Origin of the sequence: Streptomyces sp. MUSC 14 (assembly GCF_001866675.1) — a bacterium.
Lineage (GTDB): Bacteria > Actinomycetota > Actinomycetes > Streptomycetales > Streptomycetaceae > Streptomyces.
Window position 1 is genome coordinate 291,812 of the sequence record NZ_MLYN01000013.1, and the last position, 20,696, is coordinate 312,507.

The following is a 20,696-nucleotide window of genomic DNA, read 5'->3' on the forward strand; positions in this document are numbered from 1 at the left end:
CGCGGGCTCCCCCGCCGCTCTGACTACGCCTTCGCCAGGAGCGCTCGTACCTCGGCTGCCGAAGCCGGGCCTGCTTTCAGAGAGAGGAACGCAGCTGGGGCAGCGCCGGCTGCCAGGGAGCCGAACGACTCGCCGGGCAGCTCCGTGTACGGGGCGCCGTATGCCGGCGTGCCCGGTGCGAACAGCCTGCCCTGCGCGAGTGATCCCGCGTCGACGGCGTCATACCCAAGGGCGTCGAGTAGTTCGGTCGTGTGCCGCTTGGCCTCGTCGCTGTCTCCGGCGATGGGGAGCGCGGTGCGGTCCTCGGCGCCTGCCGGCCTGTTCAGGACGGCGAGGTGTGTGTGGTGGATGTTGTTGAACGCCTTTACGACGTGCGCCGATTCACCGAGGTAGCGCTGGAGCAGCTCGCTGCTCGTGGTCGAGCCGTCGTCCAGGGCCTCGACGCTGCCGTCGCGCTGCGGAGAGTAGTTGCCGGTGTCGATCACCGTTTTGCTCGCGAGAGGCCGGCGCGGCAAGGAGTCGTACGCTCTGAACGGCACGCTGACGACCACCCAGTCGCCTGCGCCCGCGGCCTCCGCCACTGTCGCAGCCCGGGCCCGGGGACCAAGTTCCGCGGCCAGACCGGCCAGTGTCCGCGGCCCGCGTGAGTTGCTCAGCACGATGTCGAGTCCGCCGTTCACGGCCAGTCGCGCGAGCGTGGTGCCGATCCGTCCGCTGCCGATCAGTCCTAAAGTAGCCACGCTGAGCCAACCAGCAGGGATTCGCGCGTATTCCGTCCGAGTCCTGCACGAACGCGAACGCCAGCGCTCGAAGCGCATCTGCCGAGATCCGTACAGCAGCAGCTCGGCAGACAGACTCCGCACGCGGGAGGCGCCGGGTCAGTCGGAGGTGTGGTCGGTGACAGTGACCACTGCGAGAACTCCGTCGATGTCGATGTCGATGTCGTCGGCGTCTCCTGCGGCGAACAGTGCGGCATCCAGGTGGTCGAGGCGGACGGACTCCCGGCCGAGGGTGGCAGCCCCGTGAAGGACCACGGCGAGCAGGCACGTGCCGGCCTCGGGCCGTACCGTGACGCGGTCGCGCACGATCCGGACCCGTGCCGACGCATCGGCGCGCCGCACCATGACGTTGAAGTCGACGATCGGGCCGCCGAGCAGGTCGCACTGCGTGTCGGAGCCACCGGCGAAGGCGAACGGCTCGTACGGGACGGCCACCACATGCCGGACGCCGTCGACCGTCAGGGCCATGCCGGGACCGTCGAGGACGGTGATGATCCTTTCCACACCCTCGAACACCGAGAACGGCCCGCTCCGGGCGACATCGGCGATGCTGACACGCCAGACGAAATCGTCGGTCCGTGCGCCCTCGGGGTGGGCGGCGACCTCGGAAGTGACACCGCCGCCGTTCTTCCACGGCGCGGGAGTTCTGTCCTGCGCCCGCAGAATCCGCAGTGCCATGCGCTTTCCTTCCGGATGGGACGGCCACCGAGCCCGTTCGTCGCGGATCGGCGGCGGACAGGACGAGAGGACCGCGTGGGTCAGGCTGCGCGCCCGGACCGTGAGGCCCTCGACACCGCACTGTACGCGACGGCCCTCTCGTCGCTCCCGCCGGAGCAGCGGTCCTTCCGGCTCAGCCCAGGTCGAAGGTGTTGGGCAGCCCCAGTCTGTAGCGCGCCTCGTCGATCCGCTTCAGGGGCTCCATCTCCGGCGGCCGGTACAGCTCCCACACACGGCACCGCTCGGCATCCGAACCGTCGGCGTCGAGCAGGGCGTTGACGGCTCGCCGCGCGGACTCGTTCGCGCCTTCCATGGTCGCGAGGTCGACGTCGGTGCGTACGTAGTCGCCCGCGAGGAAGAAGTTCGGGATCGCCGTCCGCGCCGAGGGGCGATGGTAGAGCGTGCCCGTCGGGTGGATGAGGAGTTGTTCGCGGTTGTGCGGGTCGGGGCCGCCCAGGCCCGTCACCGCCGGGTCCATGAACCAGCCGAGGCGGTCCTCGTCCCTGAGCGTGGTCTTGCCCGCGTCGTTCAGCCCGTCCTTCAGCTGCGCCCACAGCTCGGCGACGATCTCGTCCCGGGTGCACTCCTTGGCCGTCTTGCCGTACAGGATGCCGGGCTTGTCCCACTCCGAGATGATCGCGGAGAGGCAGTCGTGGGCCCGCCCGTCGCCGTAGTCGCGGGAGAAGTCCCGTACGTCCCAGAACTGCGCCTGGCCGATGGCCGTCACCGACCAGGGCGAGTCGAGGCAGTTGATGTGCCCGTGCACGACGGGTGTGGGCGTGCGCAGGTAGAACATCACGCCGGTCATCCAGTCCGTCCTCAGCGCGTCGCACCGGCCGAGCTGCGGGTCGGCGGCGCGCAGGGCCCCGCCCCAGGTGGCGCGGGCGTGTTCGACGGGCATGGCGGAGACGTAGTGGTCGGCGGTGACCGTGCGCTCGTGGCCGCCGTCGCGGGCCGCGACGCGGACTCCGGTCACCCGCCCGCCCTGGTACCCGACCTCCAGCACCTGCGTGCCGGTCACGAAGTCGACGCCGAGCGAGCGCAGATGTGCCTCCCAGGGGTCGATCCAGGCCTCGCTGGTGGGCGCGTTCAGGACGCGGTCGATGTCGGCGTCGCCGTCCAGCCCGCGGCCGAGCAGGCCCCACAGGATCAGGGCCTCGATGATGACGCGGCCGACGGTCCTGGTCGACGCCACCTCGGCGCGCGTGGCGACGAGGTTACGGGTCTGCCCGATGCCGAGGAGCGTCTGGTACTCCTTGCTCATCTCGCCCGCACGGATGAAGTCCCACCAGGCGACCTTCTCCCACTGGTCCTCGCGGCGGGCGTCGCAGCTGGTGAGGTGGACCAGGAGACGGTCGGCGAAGTAGGCGACCTCGCGGGCGGGCAGGCGGGTGACCACATCCAGGGCGGACAGGATCTGGTCGCGGAGCCAGGACGCGGTGATGTCGCCGGGCGCCGGCGGGGTCGTGATCCGGCGCAGCGGGAAGTGCAGGTCGGGGCGGCCCGAGCCGCGGGCGAACAACTCCTCCGTGGCATTACGGAGGTTGCCGTGGACGCCGGAGGCATTGCCGGGGAAGGGGATGCGGCGCATCGTGTCCGGCAGGTTCCGGTAGAAGCCGGGGAAGAAGCGGAAGCCGTGCTCGCCGGGCAGCGGCTTGCGGCCGCCGGCGGCAGTGCCGGGGACGTCCATCGAGCGGGCCTTGCCGCCGAGGATGTCGTAGTACTCGTAGACGGTGACGGCGTATCCGCGTTCGGCGAGTTCGTGGGCGGCGCTGAGCCCGGAGACGCCGCCGCCGAGGACGGCGACGTGCCGGCGGGAGGGGGTGGCCGCGGCTGCTCGCGTTGCGGGCCGTAACGCGGTCGCGCCGACCGCGCCGCCGGCGGCCGTGAGGAAGCGTCTGCGGGAATGTCCGGCGGTCGGCTGGGGTTGCTGCGCGTGGTCTGTTGCCATGATTCCGGGAGGGTAGAGAGGGTTCCGGGGGCCCGGAAGTGTGTTTCTCGTCCTCCACAGCATCCTCACGATGGTGGTGTTGGCCAGCCGTGCCCGTGGGTGTCCTGTTCGGGCAGGTCAGTACACATCCTGGGATGAGGGGGTCAGCCGTCGGTCGCCTCGTCCTCGGGGCCGGCCGTGTCCCCGATGGCGACGCGCAGGTCGTGCATGCCTTGCAGGATGTCGATGAGGGCTTCTTCCGCCCCGCTCAGAGCGCGTCGGGTTCCCTCCGTATCGCCGCGTTCCGCGTGCAGCTGGGCGCCGAGCGTGTAGACCGCTGTCATCACGGCGGCGAAGGCGGCCTCGCGGCCGGGCGGCAGCTCTTCCTCCTCGGGTTGGGAGATCTGTACCGCGGTGCGTTGCAGTCGGTTCGTCACGACGTTGACTTCGAGACCGGGATCCGCCCCCACCTGGTCTCCCCAGCCGAGCAGCGTCTCTAGGACGTCCTCGATCTCCTCTTCCTCGGTCAGCCGGGTCGCGTCGGTGATCTCAAGCTCTGTCTTCGCCAGAAGACCGCCGAGCAGCCGCAGGCGGTCATCTTCCTGTGGCCCCTCGGGCCGCTTCTTGGGATCTGCCGGCGGCTCAGCCCCCAGTGCAGCCAGCGCTGCGTGGATCTGCTCAGTGCTTACCGGGCTCCCGCTCCTGATGCTCACGCATTCAGCTTCACCCAGCGAAGGCGCTGCCGCCCGCCCAGACACCGTCGGGCACCGAAGACTTCCACCACCCAGACCAGTGCCCGGCCGGCGTTCGCGCCTCCTCGACGACTCGGCATGCATGGTTTCGCTCGGGGTGAGGAAGGCATGCGGAGCCTTGTGTCCGCTTCATGGTCGAGTGGTGCACCGGACGTGTGAGCCGACAGGTGTCGATGGGGGAATTCAGGTGGCCGCAGGCCTGGTTGGGCAAGACGCTCCTCCTCAGTGGCTGACTGGTCCGACGCAGATGTCAGACTCGCAGAGGTCGTCATGTGTGTCGGGCAGGCGGGGGCCGTTGATGTCCAGGACGCAGTCCTGGCCGAGGTCCACCTCGACGCCCGCGGGTTCGAGCGCTCGGCGTATGCGCTGTTGGAAGGGCTCGCTGAGGAAGTGATGGTGCAGGTCCAGCTTCTTGAGGTGGGTCAGCGGCCGGCCGCCGAGGAGCGCGGCGGCGCCCTCGTCGCTCAGCGTGCCCATGGACAGGTCGAGCACCTTGAGCTGACCGACCACCGGGGCCGACGCCACGGCGGCGGCCACCTCGTCCTGGATCTCGCAGTTACGCAGGGCCAGGTGCCGCAGCCGGGGCAACCGGGCACCGGACAGAACCGGCTCCAGGTCTGCCGCCGTGCAGTCCGCACCGTCGTCCGAGCGACCCAGCCACAGTTCGAGGTGCTCCAGCGCGGGCAGTTCACTCGCGCCCACACCACGCACGACGTCGACCGGCAGGCCACTGCTCTCCACGACCAGCCTGCGCAGCGAGTCGTGACGCAGTGCGGGGAACCTCAACCTCAGGGTTTCGCCCACGCTGGTGCCCTCGCCCGCGCGCACGCCGAACTCCTCCAGCGCGGGGAAGCCCGCCAGCAGCGGTGTGACGTCGGTCTGGCTGATCCGGGAGAGCTTGCACTCCTTGTCCGTGATGTCCCCGAGGAATACCGACCGCAGGGCGGGCAGCCGGTCACGCACGGCCAACAGCGCTTCGACGACCTCGGAGGGATCGGTGTCTTCCACGTCGTCCCAGATGCCGATGATCAGAGCGCGGACCCGGGTGAGGTCGACTTCGGCGCAGAAGCGGCCGAATGCATCACCCCACAGCTCGCTGGACGTCCACCTCTCGTGGCCGATCCGCCAGGCCACGGTGTCCGGCTCAGGCAGCCTTGTCGTCTCGCCGGGCAGGGGGAAGGCGAATGCGGGGAGACCGAACAGTTCCTTGAGGTGGTCGTCCTGGGTCTTCATTGACGTGCGATGTGCCGACGTGTCAAGGGGTGGTTGCAGGCAGCAGTTTTACCAGCAGCGAGCAGGAGGCCCACTCCTTTCCCTCGCGCCTCTCGGGTTCCTGTACCGGGCGCGGCCGACCGGTCAGGGCTGGGCGGGCAGGGACGGGCAGGTGGCGGGGGCCGGTTCGCCGGAGAGACGGTCGGTCAGCCGGCCGATGGCTTCGCCCTGGTCGGTGAGCAGCGGGGCGAAGTGGTTGAGCAGGGCGCTGCCGACGTCGGGAAGCACGACGGGCTTGTAGGCGATGTCGGCTCCCTTGTGGCACCAGTCGACGGCGAGTTGACGTTCCTGGCCGTGCGGAACGAGGTTGTCGCTGACGCCCGTCGCGACGCGGACTGGCCCGGACGGCTTCAGTGTGCCGATGCGCTGCTGGTCCAGGAACCGCTGCAGCGCGGGAGTGGCGGCGATGATGTCGCTGACGGACCGTCCGTCGGTCGTCCACTTGGTGCTCTTCGCGTACCCGTGGCCGAAGATGGCGTCCCCGACGCACATGGCCGACAGATCGGAGAGGGCGGCCTTGCCGGCGGCGTTGAGGTGTGCCTCGGCGAGGGGCCTGAGCGAGGGGTCGGACTGGAGGAAGCCGTTGAGGGACCAGCCCAGGGCGCCGGCCAGCTCGCTGCCGTCGATGGCTTTGGTGACCGCGGTCAGATCGGCGGGCGGCGCGCCCGCGTAGGTGCCGGCGAGTGGGACGTCGCGTTCGTCCAGCATCGGGTAGTTCGGCCACAGCGGCCGCGGACAGCGGTCGCCGCGGTCGCGGATGATGAGCGCGGTGACCGTGGCGGGCGCCCCGCCTTCCCGCCGCCCCGCCGCCGCTCGCGCCGGCGAGTCCGATCCGGTCCCGGGCGATGCCGTTCTCGGCGGCCACCGGAGCCGGGGTCTCCGGCGCCGGCCGGTGGCCGACCACGCGGCCGGGCCGATGCCGAGTCGCAGCGTCATGGTCGCGCCGTACGCCCAAGCCGTGCGGTCGTGGGCGCCGCCGCCCACCTGCCCGCCGGTGCAGAGGCAGACCAGCCTGCCGGGCGTGGCCGGGGCTGCCGGGGTGGAACATCACCACGCCGAGCAGGCTCTCGTCCGCGTGCCTGATGCCGAGCGTCTCGATCTCGACGCGAGGATCCGTGCCCGGTGCCCGCCTCATAGCCGGACCCCCGGCCCTCCAGGAACGCCGCCATCACCACCCACCACCGGACGCGGGACCGAACCGTCTCTCCCCCCCCCAGGCCTTCCCTCGGCTGACACCGCACTGAATCCGCACTGAGACCACGTTGAACCGCCTCGGCCGCACGCTCTGCGGCATGACGAAGCACCACGAATTCGCGATCGCGGCCACCGGGCTGCGCAAGTCCTACGGGGACAGGACCGTCCTCGACGGCATCGACTTCAGGGTGCCCGCCGGCACGGTCTTCTCCCTCCTCGGGCCGAACGGCGCGGGCAAGACCACGGCGGTCAACATCCTCTCCACCCTGATCTCCGCCGACGCCGGGCAGGCGCGGATCGCCGGGCACGACCTCACCGCGGAAGCGCAGTCGGTGCGGGCCGCCATCGGGGTCACCGGCCAGTTCTCCGCCGTGGACGGCCTGATCACCGGAGAGGAGAACATGCTGCTCATGGCCGACCTGCACCACCTCTCCCGTACCGCGGGCCGCCGGGTGATCACCGAGTTGCTGGAGCGCTTCGACCTCGCCGACGCCGCGAAGAAGCCCGCCTCCACCTACTCCGGCGGCATGAAGCGCCGCCTCGACATCGCCATGACCCTGGTCGGCGACCCGCGGATCATCTTCCTCGACGAACCGACCACCGGCCTCGACCCCCGCTCCCGGCACACCATGTGGCAGATCATCCGCGAACTGGTCTCCGGCGGCGTCACCGTCTTCCTCACCACCCAGTACCTCGACGAGGCCGATCAACTCGCCGACCGCATCGCGGTGTTGAACGACGGCCGGCTCGTCGCCGAAGGCAGCGCCGAGGAACTCAAACGGCTCGTCCCCGGCGGCCATGTGCGGCTGCGCTTTTCCGACCCGGTCGCCTACGAACAGGCGGCCACCGCACTGCGCGAGACCACCCGGGACGACGCCGCGCTCGCCGTGCAGATTCCCAGCGACGGAACCCAGCGCGAACTGCGCGCCATCCTCGACTGGCTCGACAGCGCCGGCATCGAGGCCGACGAACTGTCCGTGCACACCCCGGACCTGGACGACGTGTTCTTCGCACTCACCGGGAACCCCGTCCCCACCCAGTCCACCGGCTCCGCACATTCCGCCGGTGCCGCAGACAAGGAGACCGCCCGATGAGCGTCGCCGGCTACGCGTTCCGCGACAACCTGACCATGCTGCGCCGCAGCCTCCTGCACGCCCGCCGCTATCCCTCGCTCACCCTGAACGTCCTGCTGACCCCCGTGATGCTCCTGCTGCTGTTCGTCTACGTCTTCGGCAACGCGATGAGCGCAGGCATCACCGGAGGCCACGCGGACCGTGCCGAGTACGTCGCCTACCTCGTCCCCGGCGTTCTCCTCATGACCGTGGGCATGATCTCGCTCGGCACCGCGGTGTCCGTGGCCACCGACATGACCGAGGGCATCATGGCCCGGTTCCGCACCATGGCGATCTCCCGCCCCTCGGTGCTGGTCGGCCATGTGATCGGCAGCGTGATCCAGACACTGCTGGCTCTGGTGCTGATCCTGGGTATCGCACTGGCCATCGGCTTCCGGCCCCACGCGACGCCGCTGGACTGGCTCGCGGCCGCCGGGCTGATGGCTCTGGTCAGCCTCTCGCTGACCTGGATCGCGGTCGGCATCGGCCTGGTGAGTCCCAACGCCGAAGGAGCCAGCAACCTCGGGATGCCGCTGACGCTGCTGCCGCTGCTCTCCAGCGCGTTCGTACCGGTGGGCACCATGCCGGACGGCTTCCGCTGGTTCGCCGAGTACCAGCCGTTCTCGCCCGCCATCGAGACCCTGCGGGGGCTCCTGCTGGGCACCCACGTCGGCACCGGGAACGCGGTGCTCGCTGTCGCCTGGTCCCTGGGGCTGAGCCTGCTGGGCTACCTGTGGTCCAAGGCGCGGTTCAACCGTGAGCCGCGGCGGTGAGCTCGCGCAGCGCCGCGGCCCGCAACTCCTCCCGCCCCAGGGCGGCGTACGCCGAGCACGCCTCGGTGTACGCCGCCCTGCCGGCGTTCCCGACCGCCTGCCGGGACCGTGCCGAGGACAGGGTGGGGTAGTCGCGCAGCACCGGCATCCGCTCCGCCAGTGCCATCAGCCGCGCCGCCGCCGTGTCACCACGAGCGAGTCCGGCGTGGCCGAGCGCCAGCAGAACCGTGCCGTACACCGTGAGTTCCACCATGTCCACGGTGCGGGGGGAGCCGGACAACAGGTCGAGCAGCCGTTCCCGCAGGTGGACGAGGAGGTCGGCCACCGGCTCCAGCCGGCCGTGCTGCGCGTGCGCGGCGAGCGCGGTCGCCTGCAGCTGAAGGCACCACTGATCCAGGAAGGGATCACCGGGGTGCAGCAGGCTGTACTCCCGCATTCCCTCCACCGTCTTGCGCCACAGGCCGAGTCCGAGCTCGCTCAGTCCTCGGGCCAGCGCGACCTCCGCCCTGGCCGCCTGCAGTTCGGCCGTGAAGTCCTGGGCGGACTCCAACTGCCGGTCCTGGGCGGCGAGGCCCAGCCAGTACTCCGCCTCGTCCACCTCCCCGCGTTGCAGACATGCGGACACCAGCCCGTAGCGGACGCCGATGGAGTCGGACCAGTCGCCGACCACGCCGAGTGCGTCCGCCGCCCGCAGATGGTCGTACGCCTCCGCGCCCCGCTCGGTCTTGAGGCACAGCTCGCTGATCCGCCCGTGGCTGAGCAGCAGCATGAACGGATTGCCGAACGGCTCCAGCGCGGCGAGCATGCGGCGCGCGCACCCGAGCGCACGCTCCGTCTCGTGCTCGGACTCCCACACATAACTGGCGACGCCCGACGCGATGCCCGCCAGCATCGGCTCGTCGGCGTCGCACAGCTCCCGCAACCGGGAGTACTGCGGCGGGTGCAGGTCCGGCACGGCGCACAGCACGACGGACAGTGCCCGCAGCACGGTGTCCGGACGGCCGGGCGGCAGCCGGCGCAGGACGGCCAACTGCCGTACGGCGCGCGGGCCGTAGCCCATCAACAGGCCGGCCGTGCACACCACCGCCGCGCTCCGGACCACCTCCACGTCCTCGGGGTGCTCCGGCCCCGGGCGGAAACGGGACAACGGCCCGCCAGTCTCGGTGGCGAGGGTGAGGAACCGGGTGTAGTTGTTGCCGGTGGACCACAAGGAGGCCAGTACGGCGGTGGCGGCGGCGACGGCCGGCCCGTCGGCACGGGTCAGGGCGTGCCGCAACGCCAGGACGAGGTTGTCCTGCTCGGCGCGGAGGCGGTCGACGGAGGACACCGCGTCGGCGCCGTACATCGCGTCGTGGTGCGCCCGGCCGAAGTCCCGGGCCCAGGAGAGGAATCGCCCGGTCACGGCCTCGTCCTCGCCCGCTTCCCACCGCCGGGCGGCGCTGAACTCCCGCAGTGTCTCCAGCATGTGGAAGCGCACCCCGGAAGGGCTGTCACCCACCTTGATCAGAGACTGCCCGGCCAGCTGCTCCAGCAGATCCAGCGCGCCCCCGGTCTCCCCGAGCACGTACTCCGCAGCCTCCACGGTGAAGCCCCCGGGGAAGACCGAGAGCGCGCACAGCGCCCTTCGGCCGTCGTTCCCCAGCAGGTTCCAGCTCCACTCCACCACGGCCTGCAGCGTGCGATGCCGCTCGGGCGCGTCCCGGGCGCCGCCGCGCAGCAGTGCGAAGCGGTCCCGCAGCCGGCACGCGATGTCGGCCACGGAGAGCACTCTCACCCGGGCCGCGGCGAGTTCCACGGCCAGCGGCAGCCCGTCCAGGTGACGGCAGATCTCGGCCACCTTGTCGGCGGGCAGCTCCACGCCGGGCCGGGCCGCCCGCGCGCGCTGCTCGAAGAGCTCGAAGGAGGTGGTCAGGGACAGTTCCGGCAGTGAGTACACGGACTCCGAGGTCAGCCCCAGCGGCGCCCGGCTGGTCGCCAGTACCCGCAGCTCCTTCGAGCGCGACACCAGTGCCTGTACGAGGCCTGCCGCGCCGGCGAGCACATGCTCGCAGTTGTCCAGCACCAGCAGGGCGGGGCGGGGGCCCAGCGCGGCGACGATGCCGCTCACCGCGTCCCCGCCGGTGAACTGCCGGCCGTCCCCGGCGCCGACCGCCGAGGCCACCTCGCCGACCACGTCCTCGTCGGCGGTGACACCGGCCAGGGCGACGAAGTGCACCAACGGCTGCTCGGCCGCCCTGCTCACCGCGTGGGAGAGCCGCGTCTTGCCCAGCCCGCCGGGGCCGGTGACGGTGACCACCCGGGCGTCGCGCAGCAGTCGGCCGACGGCGGCGACGTCGGCGTCCCGCCCCAGCAGCGGGTTCGGCTCGTGCGGCACGCCGTGACGCACGGGCGGTGCGTCCGCGTGCAGCAACTCCTGGTACACGGTCCTGAGCCGGGGCCCGGGATCCGTGCCCAGCTCGTCGCGCAGCCCGCGTCGATAGGTGTCGTACCGGGTGAGTGCCGCTGCCCGCCCCGCCGTGGCCGCCTCGCAGCGCAGCAGCTCTGTCAACAGCTCCTCGTCACGGGGCAGTTCGCCGGCCAGTTCGGCCAGCGGCGCCGCGGCCTCCTCCGTGCGCCCGAGCCGGGCCAGCGCGAGCGCCCGGGTCCGTACCAGTGAACGGAACGCCCGGACCCGGGCGGCACGCAGCGCCGTCACCGGGTCGTGCCGTTCCTCGCCCGCCGCGGCGCTCAGACCGCCGTCCCACAGCGCCAGGCCCGCCTCGGCCCGGGCCAGGGCGCCCTCGTGATCCCCCGTACGGGCACACTCGGCACTCGCGGCTTCGTGTGCCAGCAGCGCCGAGCTGTCGACCTGCGCCTCGGCCAGCGCGAGCCGGTATCCCGTCGGTGTGCTCTCGATCAGTCCGGCACCCAGCTGTGCCCGGAGCCGCGACACCAGCACCTGCACCGCCTTGCCCGGACGCCCTGGCAGTTCGTCCGGCCACAGCCCTTCGACCAGTCGGCCCGTGCTGCACCCGGTGCGCAGGTCCTCGGCGAGCAACGCCAGCAGTCCGCGCAGCCGAGGCGCCGTGATCTCCTGTCCGCGACAGGCGACTCGGGGCAGCAGGGTCAACTCGATGGTCACGCGTGAAGGTTAGCCAGCGGGGCGTCGAGACGCACCTGGCCAGTGGCGTTTCCCGACGGCTGAGCACGTCGTACCGCAGCGAGGTCCCCAACAAGCCCTGCGGTCGAGGGACTTCGCGCGGGACGTCCGGTTCGGCGCCGCACCGGGCCGGCCGTGTTCACACCCGTGCCGGCCGAGGAGTCGTGTGCGGTGAGCGTGTCAGCGCACGTGGACGGTCCTGGCCGACGTGCTGATGTCCGCGTGGGGGTGGCCGCCACGCAGGCCGTCGACGCCGTAGAGCACGCCGCGGAACTGCACGACGCCGCGGTGAGTGACCTTGGTCTTCACGTCGACCTTGGCATCGTGGCCCCCGATCTCCACGATCCGGCCACATGCGACGGTGTGCCACGCGCCGCGGGTCCCCGTGCGCTCCTGCGCACAGAGCCTGGCGTAGCGCACCGCGTCGCTGCCGCCGTGCCCGGTGACATGGACGGTGTGACCTGTCCGGACCGTGCCGGGCGACGCGGTCAGAACGACGTCGCCCTTGGCGAACGCCGGTGTCACTGCCAGCACGGCCGCGGCCGCACCCAGAGCGCCCACTGCGACGACCCTGGCCCCCTGACGGCGGAAGCCGGATTTCCCGGCGGAGCCGATACCACGGTTCATCTTGCTGTCCTGCCCCTCATCTGGTCCCCATCCGCGGCCTGGCCGCCGCCCATGACCGGTGTCGGCGACTGCACTTCGACCGCAGCCTGATACCCCGCAAGACGGAATTCCCTCGCGCCGCGTTGCCTGCCGACCATGAACAGGATCAGTGTGATGTGCGGGGCCCGCCAGTCAGCGCGCGGCGTGGCGGGGTCGTGGACGACACGAATGCCCGTGTACGACACGAATGGGCTCGCCCGGTCGGCTGATCCCCCCGGCTCGCTCTCGCGGTCGTAGCGCGGCAGCTGACCACAGCCGGCGGCGCCACTGCGCAGAGGCTCGGCCGTTCTGATGCCTGGCGCCCGGACCTGGGGGACCGTGCTGCCGCCGGGCGCCGCCCCGCCCTGGGTGACCTCGCTCGTCGCGGCCGCGCTCTCCGACGCGGTCACGGCGGCACGCGCCGACTGCCCGACCCCGTCCGAGACGTTCCGCGGAGCTCCGAGATGGGCAGACGGTCCAACTCCTCGATTGCGCGCCGCAGATGGGTCGCCTGCTCACGGAGAGGGGTGGCGGGCGCCCGAGACCAACGGCCCGGCGCCGCCCACCAGTTCACCCCTGGCGCACGATCTGTGCCAACTGCACCTTTCCACCGTGGCCCGCCGTAATTGCCGGCGGCCGAATCGGGTAACCGTCGCGTCGGGCCAATGGCCGCGCAACGGTGCCGTGCGCGTGCGTCCCTGTGAGTGATCTTCAGCCCCGGTCGGTTCGGCGGGCGGCGAGGCGGTCATCTCCTGAGGCGTTCGGTCCTTCTGAGACAAGGGAGTGTGATGCACGTGCGTACGTTTCTCGCTGCTGTTGTCCTTGCCGCCGCCGTAACGGCCTTCGGAGGCGCGACCACCGCGGCAGCCCACAGCGGCTCCGCCCCGGGCACCAACGACGACGCCACGGGCCTCTCGGTCCTGGACACGCCGGTGAGCCTCATCTGCCACGTCGACGACGTGCTCGGCAACGCCTCCGCCTGCGACTGACGGGGGAACCAGGAGGCCTCGTCGGCAGCTCCGCGACATCACCGTCCTCCCGCAGGGGTGATGTCGCTGAACTGCCGGCTTCGTGCGCGTGGAGCCTGGTGAGCTGGCAGTGCAACGACAGGCCTCCAGCAGCGTGGAAGGGCGGACACCATGGCCGCGACGCATACCGGCACCACACGTCATGCCGACGCGGTATCCGTCGAGCGGGTGGCCGGCCGTGGTGTCGGTGATGCTGGGAATCTTCTCGATCGTCACGACGGAGATCCTGCCGATCGGCCTGCTCACCCGGATCGGATCCGGATTCGCGGTCTCCGACGGCATGGCGGGCCTCATGATGACCATGCCCGGGCTCCTCGCAGCCGTCTCCGCGCCGCTGGTCACGGTGGCGACGGCGCGCCTCGACCGGCGGCTGATGCTGTGCGTTTTCACGCTGCTGCTGGCCGTCGCGAACTTCCTGGCCGCGGTGGCGCCCGGCTACTGGCTGGTGCTGGTCTCCCGTGCCGTCGTGGGTGTGGTCATCGGCGGCTTCTGGTCCATCGGTGCCGGACTGGCCGAGCGCCTGGTGCCGGTGGGGTCGGTCGGTCGCGCCACGTCAGTGATCTTCTCCGCGGTGCCCCTCGGGGAGGAGGCCCCCGGCTCGGGGGAGCCGGGGGCCTCGGTGTCGGGTGCGCGGAGCGCGGAGTCCGTGACGTCAGGCGCTGTCAGGGATGCCGGCCGGGCCCGGTGGGGTTGGACGACGTGCCGGCGGTGGTGCCGGAGGTCGTCCCGCCGGTCGTGCCCCCGGTGGTGCCGCCGTTTGTTCCGCCGTTCGTTCCGCCGTTCGTCCCTCCGGTGGCGCCGCCGAGCAGGCCGCCGTTGCCTGCGCCGCCGGTCAGGCCACCGGTGCCGCCGGTGGTGGCGCCGGAGCTGTCCGTCGGGCTCGGGCTGACGCAGTTCTTCTTGTGGTGGCGGCAGGGTCCGGTGGACGAGCCCGGGGCGCCCGACTTGCTCGGCGTGGCCGAGGGCGTGCTCGCGGTCGGGGAGGGCGTGGCCGTCGGGATGCCGAACTCGTTCGCGCCCTGACCCAGCGTGGGTGCGGGCGGGAACTGCTGGACGGGTTGTCCCTGGAGAGCGGCGGTCATGTAGCCGGTCCACACCTCGGTGGGCATGTCGGCGCCGAAGACCTTGGAGAAGCCGCCGACGCCCTTCATCGACTGGAGGCCGGAGTTCTTCGGGTCCTCCTTGAACATGCTGATGGCCGTCGTCAGTTGCGGGGTGTAGCCGATGAACCAGGCGGACTTGTAGTCGTCGGTCGTACCGGTCTTGCCGGCCACCGGGCGGCCCAGGGCCTGCGCGTTGGTGCCGGTTCCGCTCTTCACGACACCCTGCAGGACGTCGGTCACGGTGTCGGCGGTCGAGGAGGGCATGGCGGTGGTGCCCTTGGGTGCCTCGAAGCCGGGCAGCTGGTGGCCGTCCGCGACGACCTTGGTCACCGAGTACGGCTCGTGCTGGACACCGCTGTCGTCGAAGGTGGCGTACGCGTCGGCCATGCGGATCGCCGAGGGGGTGGAGGTGCCGATGTAGAAGCCGGGGGTGTCGTACTGAAGGCTCTTGCGCAGCAGACCCGCCTTGATGGCCTCGCCCTCCACGTTGTCGTAGCCGACGTACTCGCCGAGCTGGACGTAGGGGGTGTTGACCGACTGTTCCATCGCCTTGCGCAGAGTGATGTAACCCCACTTCGTGGGCACGTCGTTGCGCTGGTGCAGGAGGCCCGAGGGGTCGCCCGGGTCCGGCATCTGCTGGCCCTGCTGGTTCTTGATGGTGATGCCGTCGTCGCCGTTGAACTTGGAGTCCGGGGTGATCGGCGAGGCCGGCTGTCCCGGGGAGAGGACGGCGCCGTGGTCGAGGCCGGCGGCCAGGTCGAAGGGCTTGAAGGTGGAGCCGACCGGCACACCCGTGGCATCCGCGTTGTTGGTCCAGTGGCCCTTGTTCCAGCCCGCGCCGCCGTACAGGGCCACGACTGCACCGGTGGACGGGTCGATGGACGCCGCGCCGACCTGGACGTCCTTGTCGGCCGAGCGCTGCTTCGGGTCGAGGTGCTTGCTCTCCATCGCCGCCACGGACGCCGACAGCGCGTTCACCTTCTTCTTGTTGAAGGTGGTGTAGATCTGGTAACCGCCGTGGCCCAACTGCTGGTCCGTGAGGGACGTGTGGGCCTCGACGTACTTCTCGGCGGTCTGCACCAGATAGCCGGTCTGCCCGTCCATCCCCGCCGACGGAGTGTAGGCCTTGGGCGTCGGGAACCCGGCGGTCAGGTACTGCTGTTCCTGCGCGGCGGTGATCTTGTTGATCTTGGCCATGCGGTCCAGCACGTACTTCCAGCGCCCGGTGGCCTGGGCCTTGGCCTGCGGGTCGGTGTCGGCGTGCATGAGCAGGCTCGGCTCGTTGACCGTGGCGGCGATGAACGCGCCCTGGCTGACGGTCAGTTGGGAGGCGTGCTCGTGGTAGTAGGTGCGCGCCGCGGCCTCGATGCCGTAGGCGTCACGGCCGTAGTAGCAGCTGTTGAGATAGCCCTGCAGGATCTGCTGCTTGGACAGCTGGCCACCGATCTTCAGGGAGATCATGATCTCCCTCAGCTTGCGGGTGACCGACTGGTCCTGGGTCAGGTAGGTGTTCTTCACGAACTGCTGGGTGATGGTGGACCCGGACTGCACCTCGCCGCCGGAGGCCATGTGGTAGACCGCGCGGAGCATGCCCTGGGTGTCGACGCCGGGGTCCGTGTAGAAGGTGGCGTTCTCCGCCGCGAGGAAGTCCCACTGCACCAGCTTCGGGACCTGGGCGAGGTCGATGTTCTGCCGGTTGGTCGACCCCTGCGTCGTCATGACCGAGCCGTCCGACCAGTAGTACGTGTTGCTCTGCGCCTGTGTGCTGGGGTTCACACTGGGGATCGTCGTCGTGGCGTAGGCGTACCCGAACAGGCCCACCACACCGCCCAGGAACAGCAGGAACGTGCCGGACACCAGCTTCCACGAGGGAAGCCACCGCCGGAAGCCGTGTCTGTCCGCCTGCGGGTAGTTGATGAGACGGCGCCGGCCGGAACGCCTGGCCGGTGCGCGCCGACCGTCCGGCGCAGCACGCCGAGTACCCGTCGCCGCACGCCGCGTGTCCGTCGCACGTTCGGTGTCCGCCGGGCGACGTCGCCGTCCGCCGTCTCCCCGGGCAGCCCTGCGCGCCTCGGCCCGGCCGCCGTAGGGCACGCCGTCCGAGCCGGACGGCCCGGCATTCCCCGACGTTCGGCGCCGGTGTTCACTCATACTCGCCACTCCTCAACCAGGCGTACGCCCCCGCTGCGCTGCGGCCGGCCCGTCCCGGCGCAGAGCCTGACGGGGGCTTGACCTGGGGTGGATTGCCGTTCCCGGCATCTCCTACAAGTTGTAAGAGTAAGCGGTGCTCGGTGTGCGCCGACAACCGCCCCCGGGCAAAGTCCTGCGGCGCGGACGACGACCGTCCGGCGGCCTATCCGCGGTGCCCGCCGTGCATGCTCCCATACCCGTGCCCATGCCCGTACCGGTGTCCGTCTCCATGCCCGTCGTCGCGTTCCTCGTGGTCCGGCGGGCCGCCCATCATGCGGAGCATCGCCGGACCGCCGGTGCGCAGGAAGCGGACGAGCAGGGCTGCGGCCAGCAGCAGGAAGGCGATGTTGAGCCAGGTCGTGTAGTTCCAGGTGATCCCATCCTCGGGGATCCTGGCGTCGGCCTGGTCGGGGACGAGCCCGAGACCGCCGAAGGCGAATTCCGCGACGTACCCGGCCACCACGATCGCCGTGAAGAACGTGACCAGCAGGAAGGCGGCCATCCGGGCGCCGTAGTACTTCCGGTAGATGTTCAGGATCGGCACGATCAGCAGGTCGGCATAGATGAAGGCGATCACTCCGCCGAAACTGATGCCGCCCTTCCACAGCACCACGGCAAGCGGCACATTGCCGATGGAGCAGACAAATGTGGCGATCGCGACCAGTGGGCCGATCAGCGGCCCGACCAGCCTGGCCGTCGGCGGATGGCCGGCCAGGAAGAACGTGTGCCAGAAGTCGTCCGGCACCCACGCGGCGATCGCCCCGGCGATCAGCAGTCCCGCCACCAGGTCACGCAGGATCGCCGCCCATTCCATGACGAAGATGTGCGACACGGACGTCAGGCCGTCCCGGGAGAAGAGCCGCCGGGCAAATCCGCCCTCACCGCCCACGGACATGTCCATCGCCGCGTGCCCCTCCATGGAGCCGGCCAGTCCGCGCTCGGCCTGCTCGCGCGCCCGGCGCAGCAGCCGCTCGCGCAGCAGGAACCGGAACAGCAGGGCGAGGACGATGATCATGATCGGGCCGCCGACGAACTCCGCGGCGGTGAACTGCCACCCCATCAGCAGGGCCAGGATCACGCCCAGCTCGATCACCAGGTTGGTGGAGGCGATCTCGAAAGCCATGGCCGCGGTGAAGTCGGCGCCCTTGCGGAACAGCGAGCGGGCGAGCGCGACAGCGGCGTAGGAGCAGGACGAGGACGCCGCGCCGAGTCCCGCGGACAGGGCGAGGGTACGGGGCCGGTCGTCCCCGAGGAGCCGTACGACCGTCTCGCGGCGCACCACCGCCTGCACGACCGCGGAGAGGGCGAAGCCGAGGATCAAGGCCCAGGTGATCTCCCAGGTCATCGACCCGGCAAGGGAGAGCGCGTGCACGATCGCATGCATGGTGCCCGCCTGCCCTTCGCCGTGGGCCGCCGCCGTCGGGACGAAGTCTATACCCCCTCGGGGTATTTAGGTCGTGCGGCGCAGTATCCGCGGCCTCAGCCGGGGAAGCAGTGCCTCGCCTCACGGTCAGGCGAAGGCGTCGCGGTCCTGGCGTACGAAATCGGCGCTCGAGGGGTGCGTGGCCGGTGAGGTCGGCCACGGTCGACATGACGGTCTCGGCACCACCGTCGCGGTAGGCGCGGGCGACTGCGATCAGGGCATCGACGTGGAACTCCGGCATCCCGCGACTCAGCATCGCGGTGCGCGACTCGTGGTCCGGCAGGCCCACGTAGCGCACGGGCCTGCCGAGGACGTCGGAGAACTCTTCGGCGGCTTCGGCGTAGATCAGCGCCTTCGGCCCCGTGAGGTCGTGGACGCGGCCGTCGTGGCCGCCGGTGGTGAGCACCCGCGCCGTGACACGGGCGATGTCGGCGACGTCGATGAAGCTGATGGGCGCGGTGATCAGGGGGGAAGCCGAATTGCCCGGCCTCGCGGATGGACGGCTGCCGGAGGAAGCTCTGCGGAGAGAAGTCAGGGCGCAGGATCATCCAGGGCAGGCCGGAGGTCGCCGGCGACTGTTCGACGGGTTGATGGAGCCGGGCGATCGGTGTGAGTCCCTCGTCGGCCCGCCAGACCGACAGCTTGACCACCCGGACGCCCGCCGCGCGGGCGGCATCCAGCATGTTGAGTTCGTGCTTCGCCTGGTCGGGGCCCGTCGCGCCGATGAGGAACACCGTCTCGATGCCGTCGAGTGCGGGACCGATCGTCTCCGGCGCGGCCAGGTCGAGTGTCACTGCCCGACCGCCCGACGTGATCACCTGGGCCGCGGTCTGCGGATCACGGTAAGCCGCCCGCGCGGCCATGCCGTCGGCACGCAGAGGGGTGAGGAGAGCCGTTCCGACGTTCCCGCTCGCGCCAGTCACCAGAATCATCAGGGGCGGCAGGTGGTCAGGTTCCGGTGGGGTCGGGCTTCGGGCGGGGGCCGCCGAAGCCGTGTTCCGAGAGGTCGAACCAGTTCCCTTCCGGATCCATGGCCCGGTACTCGGCGAAGGGGCGATCGGTGAAGCGCTCCGCGGGTTTCGGGGTGCCCGCCGACACCAGCGCCTCGGACGTGGCTGCCGTGTCCTCGACATGGAAGCCGAAGTGGTTCATTCCCACCGGGGTCTCGCCGTCGAGCCGGTGCTTGATCAGGGCGAGGGACAGACAGCCGTCGGAGAGGAAGCAACTGCCGTCCGGATCACGGTGGAAGAGCTCCATCGCGAACACCGAGGAGTAGAACTCGGCCAGTTTCTCCGGGTCGCGGGCCACGATGGCCAGGTGGCGGAGTTTTGGCCGGCCGGTGGGTTCGTCCATGGCGGAATCCTTCGCGTCGAGGGTGTCCTCGGTCGGGCGGGGTGCGGGGACCATGTTGTGGAACGCCCTGATCAGCCAGGGACGCTCAGGTGTCCGTTCCACGACGGCCAACGCGTGTGTGGAGATGAACGGTTCGCCGCTGCGGGAGGTGATGGTCGACTCCGCCTCGACGGTGGCCAGACCGCGGTGGAGGAATCGGACGGCCACGATCCGCATGTCGAGGAGTGTGTCGGCGAACGGCCCCTGGAACAGGGCCTCGTGGCCCGCCTCGATGCCGCTTCGGCCGGACGGCTTCTCGCCCCGTACGGTGGTGAAGTCGCAGTCCTCCGTGAAGCTCGCGGCGAAGAGTGCGGCGTCACCCGCCGCCCAGCCACGGGTCATCCGCGACCACAGGGCCCGGATCTCCTGAGTGTCGTCCCCGGCGGCGCCGTCGTGGGTGTGTCCGTGGGAGCCGTGCGAGCCAGGGGCGTGCGTTTCTTCGGGCTGATGCATCGTTCTCACACCTTCAGCAGGGAACTCGTCGGGACGAGCAGGGCGAGTTCGGGGCAGGCGATGTCCTCGGACGGGTGCGGGGAAGGCGGGGCCCAGGCTGCCAGCGCGTGGTAGTACGCGTCGCCGCGGCGCTCCAGATAGCAGATGAGGTTGAGGGGCCATCCGGTCCGTCCGAAGAGATGGCGGTCCATGGGTGTCGGGCGCTCGCTGAGCACCTGCCCCCGTTCCGACGGCGGGCCCAACCGGTGCCAGTCCGGGTGCATGTGGATGGAGCCGAGCAGATCCATCCCCAGGGCGTCGGCTTCGCGGGACGCGCGGAGAAGGTCGCGGGAGTCCATCCACCAGCCGCGGTGTTCGTTCTCGTAGGCCGGCCCGAACGCCGGCACGATCGTGTCGCGGAACTCCCGCCGTGCCGACGGATCCGTTGTGCGGGCGTTCCGGCCGAGGGCGATGCGCCGTACGTGGTACGTCGCCGCCTCCGCGTGGCCGAGCAGGAGAGCGAAGCAGGGCAACGGTGCCTGGGCGGTGATGAGTTGGTACTCGCCGACGGCGGCTTCGAGGAAGTCCGTGAGTGCCTGCTCGTCCATCAGGACGGTGGGGAGAGCGGGCGTCACGCCGAGAGCGGCGGAGCCTTCGGGGGTGCTACATCGGGCGTTCGGTAATGCCGATTCAGGTGTGTTCGCCATGACGGACATGGGGGGTGGGTCTCCGTTGAGGTGGGGGTGAGGAGTCCGGAGGGGAGGGCGGGCGATCGGGAGTTTACTTGAGAGTTCACGAACTTCAAGGGTCAAAGG

General features: G+C 70.6%; 15 protein-coding genes and 2 pseudogenes. 4 read left to right on the top strand and 13 right to left on the bottom strand.

Going from position 1 to position 20,696, the window contains the following annotated elements:
- Nucleotides 1-23: 23 nt before the first annotated feature.
- From BIV25_RS07455 to BIV25_RS07480, 6 genes and pseudogenes are all read right to left on the bottom strand, one after another.
- Nucleotides 24-740, bottom strand: a complete 717-nt coding sequence (locus BIV25_RS07455) for an NADPH-dependent F420 reductase (protein WP_071371344.1) — start codon at nucleotides 738-740, stop codon at nucleotides 24-26.
- A gap of 138 nt (nucleotides 741-878) precedes the next feature.
- Nucleotides 879-1,457: a HutD family protein gene (locus BIV25_RS07460; protein ID WP_071371345.1), complete on the bottom strand. Its 579-nt coding sequence runs from the start codon at nucleotides 1,455-1,457 to the stop codon at nucleotides 879-881.
- 172 nt (nucleotides 1,458-1,629) lie between these two features.
- On the bottom strand, nucleotides 1,630-3,447 hold the full coding sequence (locus BIV25_RS07465; protein WP_071371346.1) for an FAD-dependent oxidoreductase: 1,818 nt from the start codon (nucleotides 3,445-3,447) through the stop codon (nucleotides 1,630-1,632).
- 143 nt (nucleotides 3,448-3,590) lie between these two features.
- On the bottom strand, nucleotides 3,591-4,139 hold the full coding sequence (locus BIV25_RS07470) for a hypothetical protein (protein WP_071371347.1): 549 nt from the start codon (nucleotides 4,137-4,139) through the stop codon (nucleotides 3,591-3,593).
- 261 nt (nucleotides 4,140-4,400) lie between these two features.
- Complete coding sequence (locus tag BIV25_RS07475; protein WP_107485965.1) at nucleotides 4,401-5,411, bottom strand: STM4015 family protein; 1,011 nt, start codon at nucleotides 5,409-5,411, stop codon at nucleotides 4,401-4,403.
- Between the two features lie 123 nt (nucleotides 5,412-5,534).
- Nucleotides 5,535-6,143, bottom strand: a pseudogene (locus BIV25_RS07480) (lipase family protein); the annotation flags it as partial.
- Nucleotides 6,144-6,742: 599 nt separating this feature from the next.
- Here BIV25_RS07480 and BIV25_RS07485 point away from each other — a divergent pair.
- Complete coding sequence (locus tag BIV25_RS07485) at nucleotides 6,743-7,738, top strand: ATP-binding cassette domain-containing protein (protein ID WP_071371391.1); 996 nt, start codon at nucleotides 6,743-6,745, stop codon at nucleotides 7,736-7,738.
- Nucleotides 7,735-8,529, top strand: a complete 795-nt coding sequence (locus BIV25_RS07490) for an ABC transporter permease (protein WP_071371348.1) — start codon at nucleotides 7,735-7,737, stop codon at nucleotides 8,527-8,529. The genes BIV25_RS07485 and BIV25_RS07490 overlap by 4 nt, the downstream gene beginning before the upstream one ends.
- On the opposite strand, the gene BIV25_RS07495 is transcribed toward BIV25_RS07490, so the two are convergent.
- The gene (locus BIV25_RS07495; RefSeq protein ID WP_071371349.1) at nucleotides 8,507-11,650 is read right to left on the bottom strand and encodes a BTAD domain-containing putative transcriptional regulator; all 3,144 of its coding nucleotides are present in this window, start codon (nucleotides 11,648-11,650) and stop codon (nucleotides 8,507-8,509) included. The two genes, BIV25_RS07490 and BIV25_RS07495, sit on opposite strands and share 23 nt — an antisense overlap.
- Before the next feature lie 198 nt (nucleotides 11,651-11,848).
- The gene (locus tag BIV25_RS07500; RefSeq protein WP_071371350.1) at nucleotides 11,849-12,295 is read right to left on the bottom strand and encodes a hypothetical protein; all 447 of its coding nucleotides are present in this window, start codon (nucleotides 12,293-12,295) and stop codon (nucleotides 11,849-11,851) included.
- 812 nt (nucleotides 12,296-13,107) lie between these two features.
- Here BIV25_RS07500 and BIV25_RS07510 point away from each other — a divergent pair.
- Together BIV25_RS07510 and BIV25_RS46520 are read left to right on the top strand one after the other, a co-directional pair.
- Nucleotides 13,108-13,302, top strand: a complete 195-nt coding sequence (locus BIV25_RS07510; RefSeq protein ID WP_143076591.1) for a hypothetical protein — start codon at nucleotides 13,108-13,110, stop codon at nucleotides 13,300-13,302.
- A 181-nt stretch (nucleotides 13,303-13,483) separates the two neighbouring features.
- A pseudogene (locus tag BIV25_RS46520) lies at nucleotides 13,484-13,924 on the top strand (MFS transporter); the annotation flags it as partial.
- A gap of 79 nt (nucleotides 13,925-14,003) precedes the next feature.
- Here the strand turns inward: BIV25_RS46520 and BIV25_RS07515 are convergent.
- The 5 genes from BIV25_RS07515 to BIV25_RS07530 form a co-directional block, all read right to left on the bottom strand.
- On the bottom strand, nucleotides 14,004-16,301 hold the full coding sequence (locus tag BIV25_RS07515) for a transglycosylase domain-containing protein (RefSeq protein ID WP_256255655.1): 2,298 nt from the start codon (nucleotides 16,299-16,301) through the stop codon (nucleotides 14,004-14,006).
- Between the two features lie 496 nt (nucleotides 16,302-16,797).
- Nucleotides 16,798-18,018, bottom strand: a complete 1,221-nt coding sequence (locus BIV25_RS07520; RefSeq protein ID WP_071371353.1) for a permease — start codon at nucleotides 18,016-18,018, stop codon at nucleotides 16,798-16,800.
- A 95-nt stretch (nucleotides 18,019-18,113) separates the two neighbouring features.
- Nucleotides 18,114-18,989 carry an NAD(P)H-binding protein gene (locus BIV25_RS54230; protein ID WP_218158444.1) on the bottom strand — a complete coding sequence of 292 codons (876 nt, stop codon included), beginning with the start codon at nucleotides 18,987-18,989 and terminating at the stop codon, nucleotides 18,114-18,116.
- 16 nt (nucleotides 18,990-19,005) lie between these two features.
- Nucleotides 19,006-19,902, bottom strand: coding sequence for an SgcJ/EcaC family oxidoreductase (locus BIV25_RS07525; RefSeq protein ID WP_071371354.1), 897 nt, complete (start codon nucleotides 19,900-19,902; stop codon nucleotides 19,006-19,008).
- Nucleotides 19,903-19,907: 5 nt separating this feature from the next.
- Nucleotides 19,908-20,516: a hypothetical protein gene (locus BIV25_RS07530; protein ID WP_107485969.1), complete on the bottom strand. Its 609-nt coding sequence runs from the start codon at nucleotides 20,514-20,516 to the stop codon at nucleotides 19,908-19,910.
- Nucleotides 20,517-20,696 lie beyond the last annotated feature (180 nt).

What these genes read in the sequence shown, in the direction of transcription:
- BIV25_RS07460 (WP_071371345.1), bottom strand. Translation starts at nt 1,457, where the DNA reads ATGGCACTGCGGATTCTGCGGGCGCAGGACAGAACTCCCGCGCCGTGG.
- BIV25_RS07465 (WP_071371346.1), bottom strand. Translation starts at nt 3,447, where the DNA reads ATGGCAACAGACCACGCGCAGCAACCCCAGCCGACCGCCGGACATTCC.
- BIV25_RS07475 (WP_107485965.1), bottom strand. Translation starts at nt 5,411, where the DNA reads ATGAAGACCCAGGACGACCACCTCAAGGAACTGTTCGGTCTCCCCGCA.
- BIV25_RS07485 (WP_071371391.1), top strand. Translation starts at nt 6,743, where the DNA reads ATGACGAAGCACCACGAATTCGCGATCGCGGCCACCGGGCTGCGCAAG.
- BIV25_RS07490 (WP_071371348.1), top strand. Translation starts at nt 7,735, where the DNA reads ATGAGCGTCGCCGGCTACGCGTTCCGCGACAACCTGACCATGCTGCGC.
- BIV25_RS07500 (WP_071371350.1), bottom strand. Translation starts at nt 12,295, where the DNA reads ATGAACCGTGGTATCGGCTCCGCCGGGAAATCCGGCTTCCGCCGTCAG.
- BIV25_RS07520 (WP_071371353.1), bottom strand. Translation starts at nt 18,018, where the DNA reads ATGCATGCGATCGTGCACGCGCTCTCCCTTGCCGGGTCGATGACCTGG.
- BIV25_RS54230 (WP_218158444.1), bottom strand. Translation starts at nt 18,989, where the DNA reads ATGATTCTGGTGACTGGCGCGAGCGGGAACGTCGGAACGGCTCTCCTC.
- BIV25_RS07525 (WP_071371354.1), bottom strand. Translation starts at nt 19,902, where the DNA reads ATGCATCAGCCCGAAGAAACGCACGCCCCTGGCTCGCACGGCTCCCAC.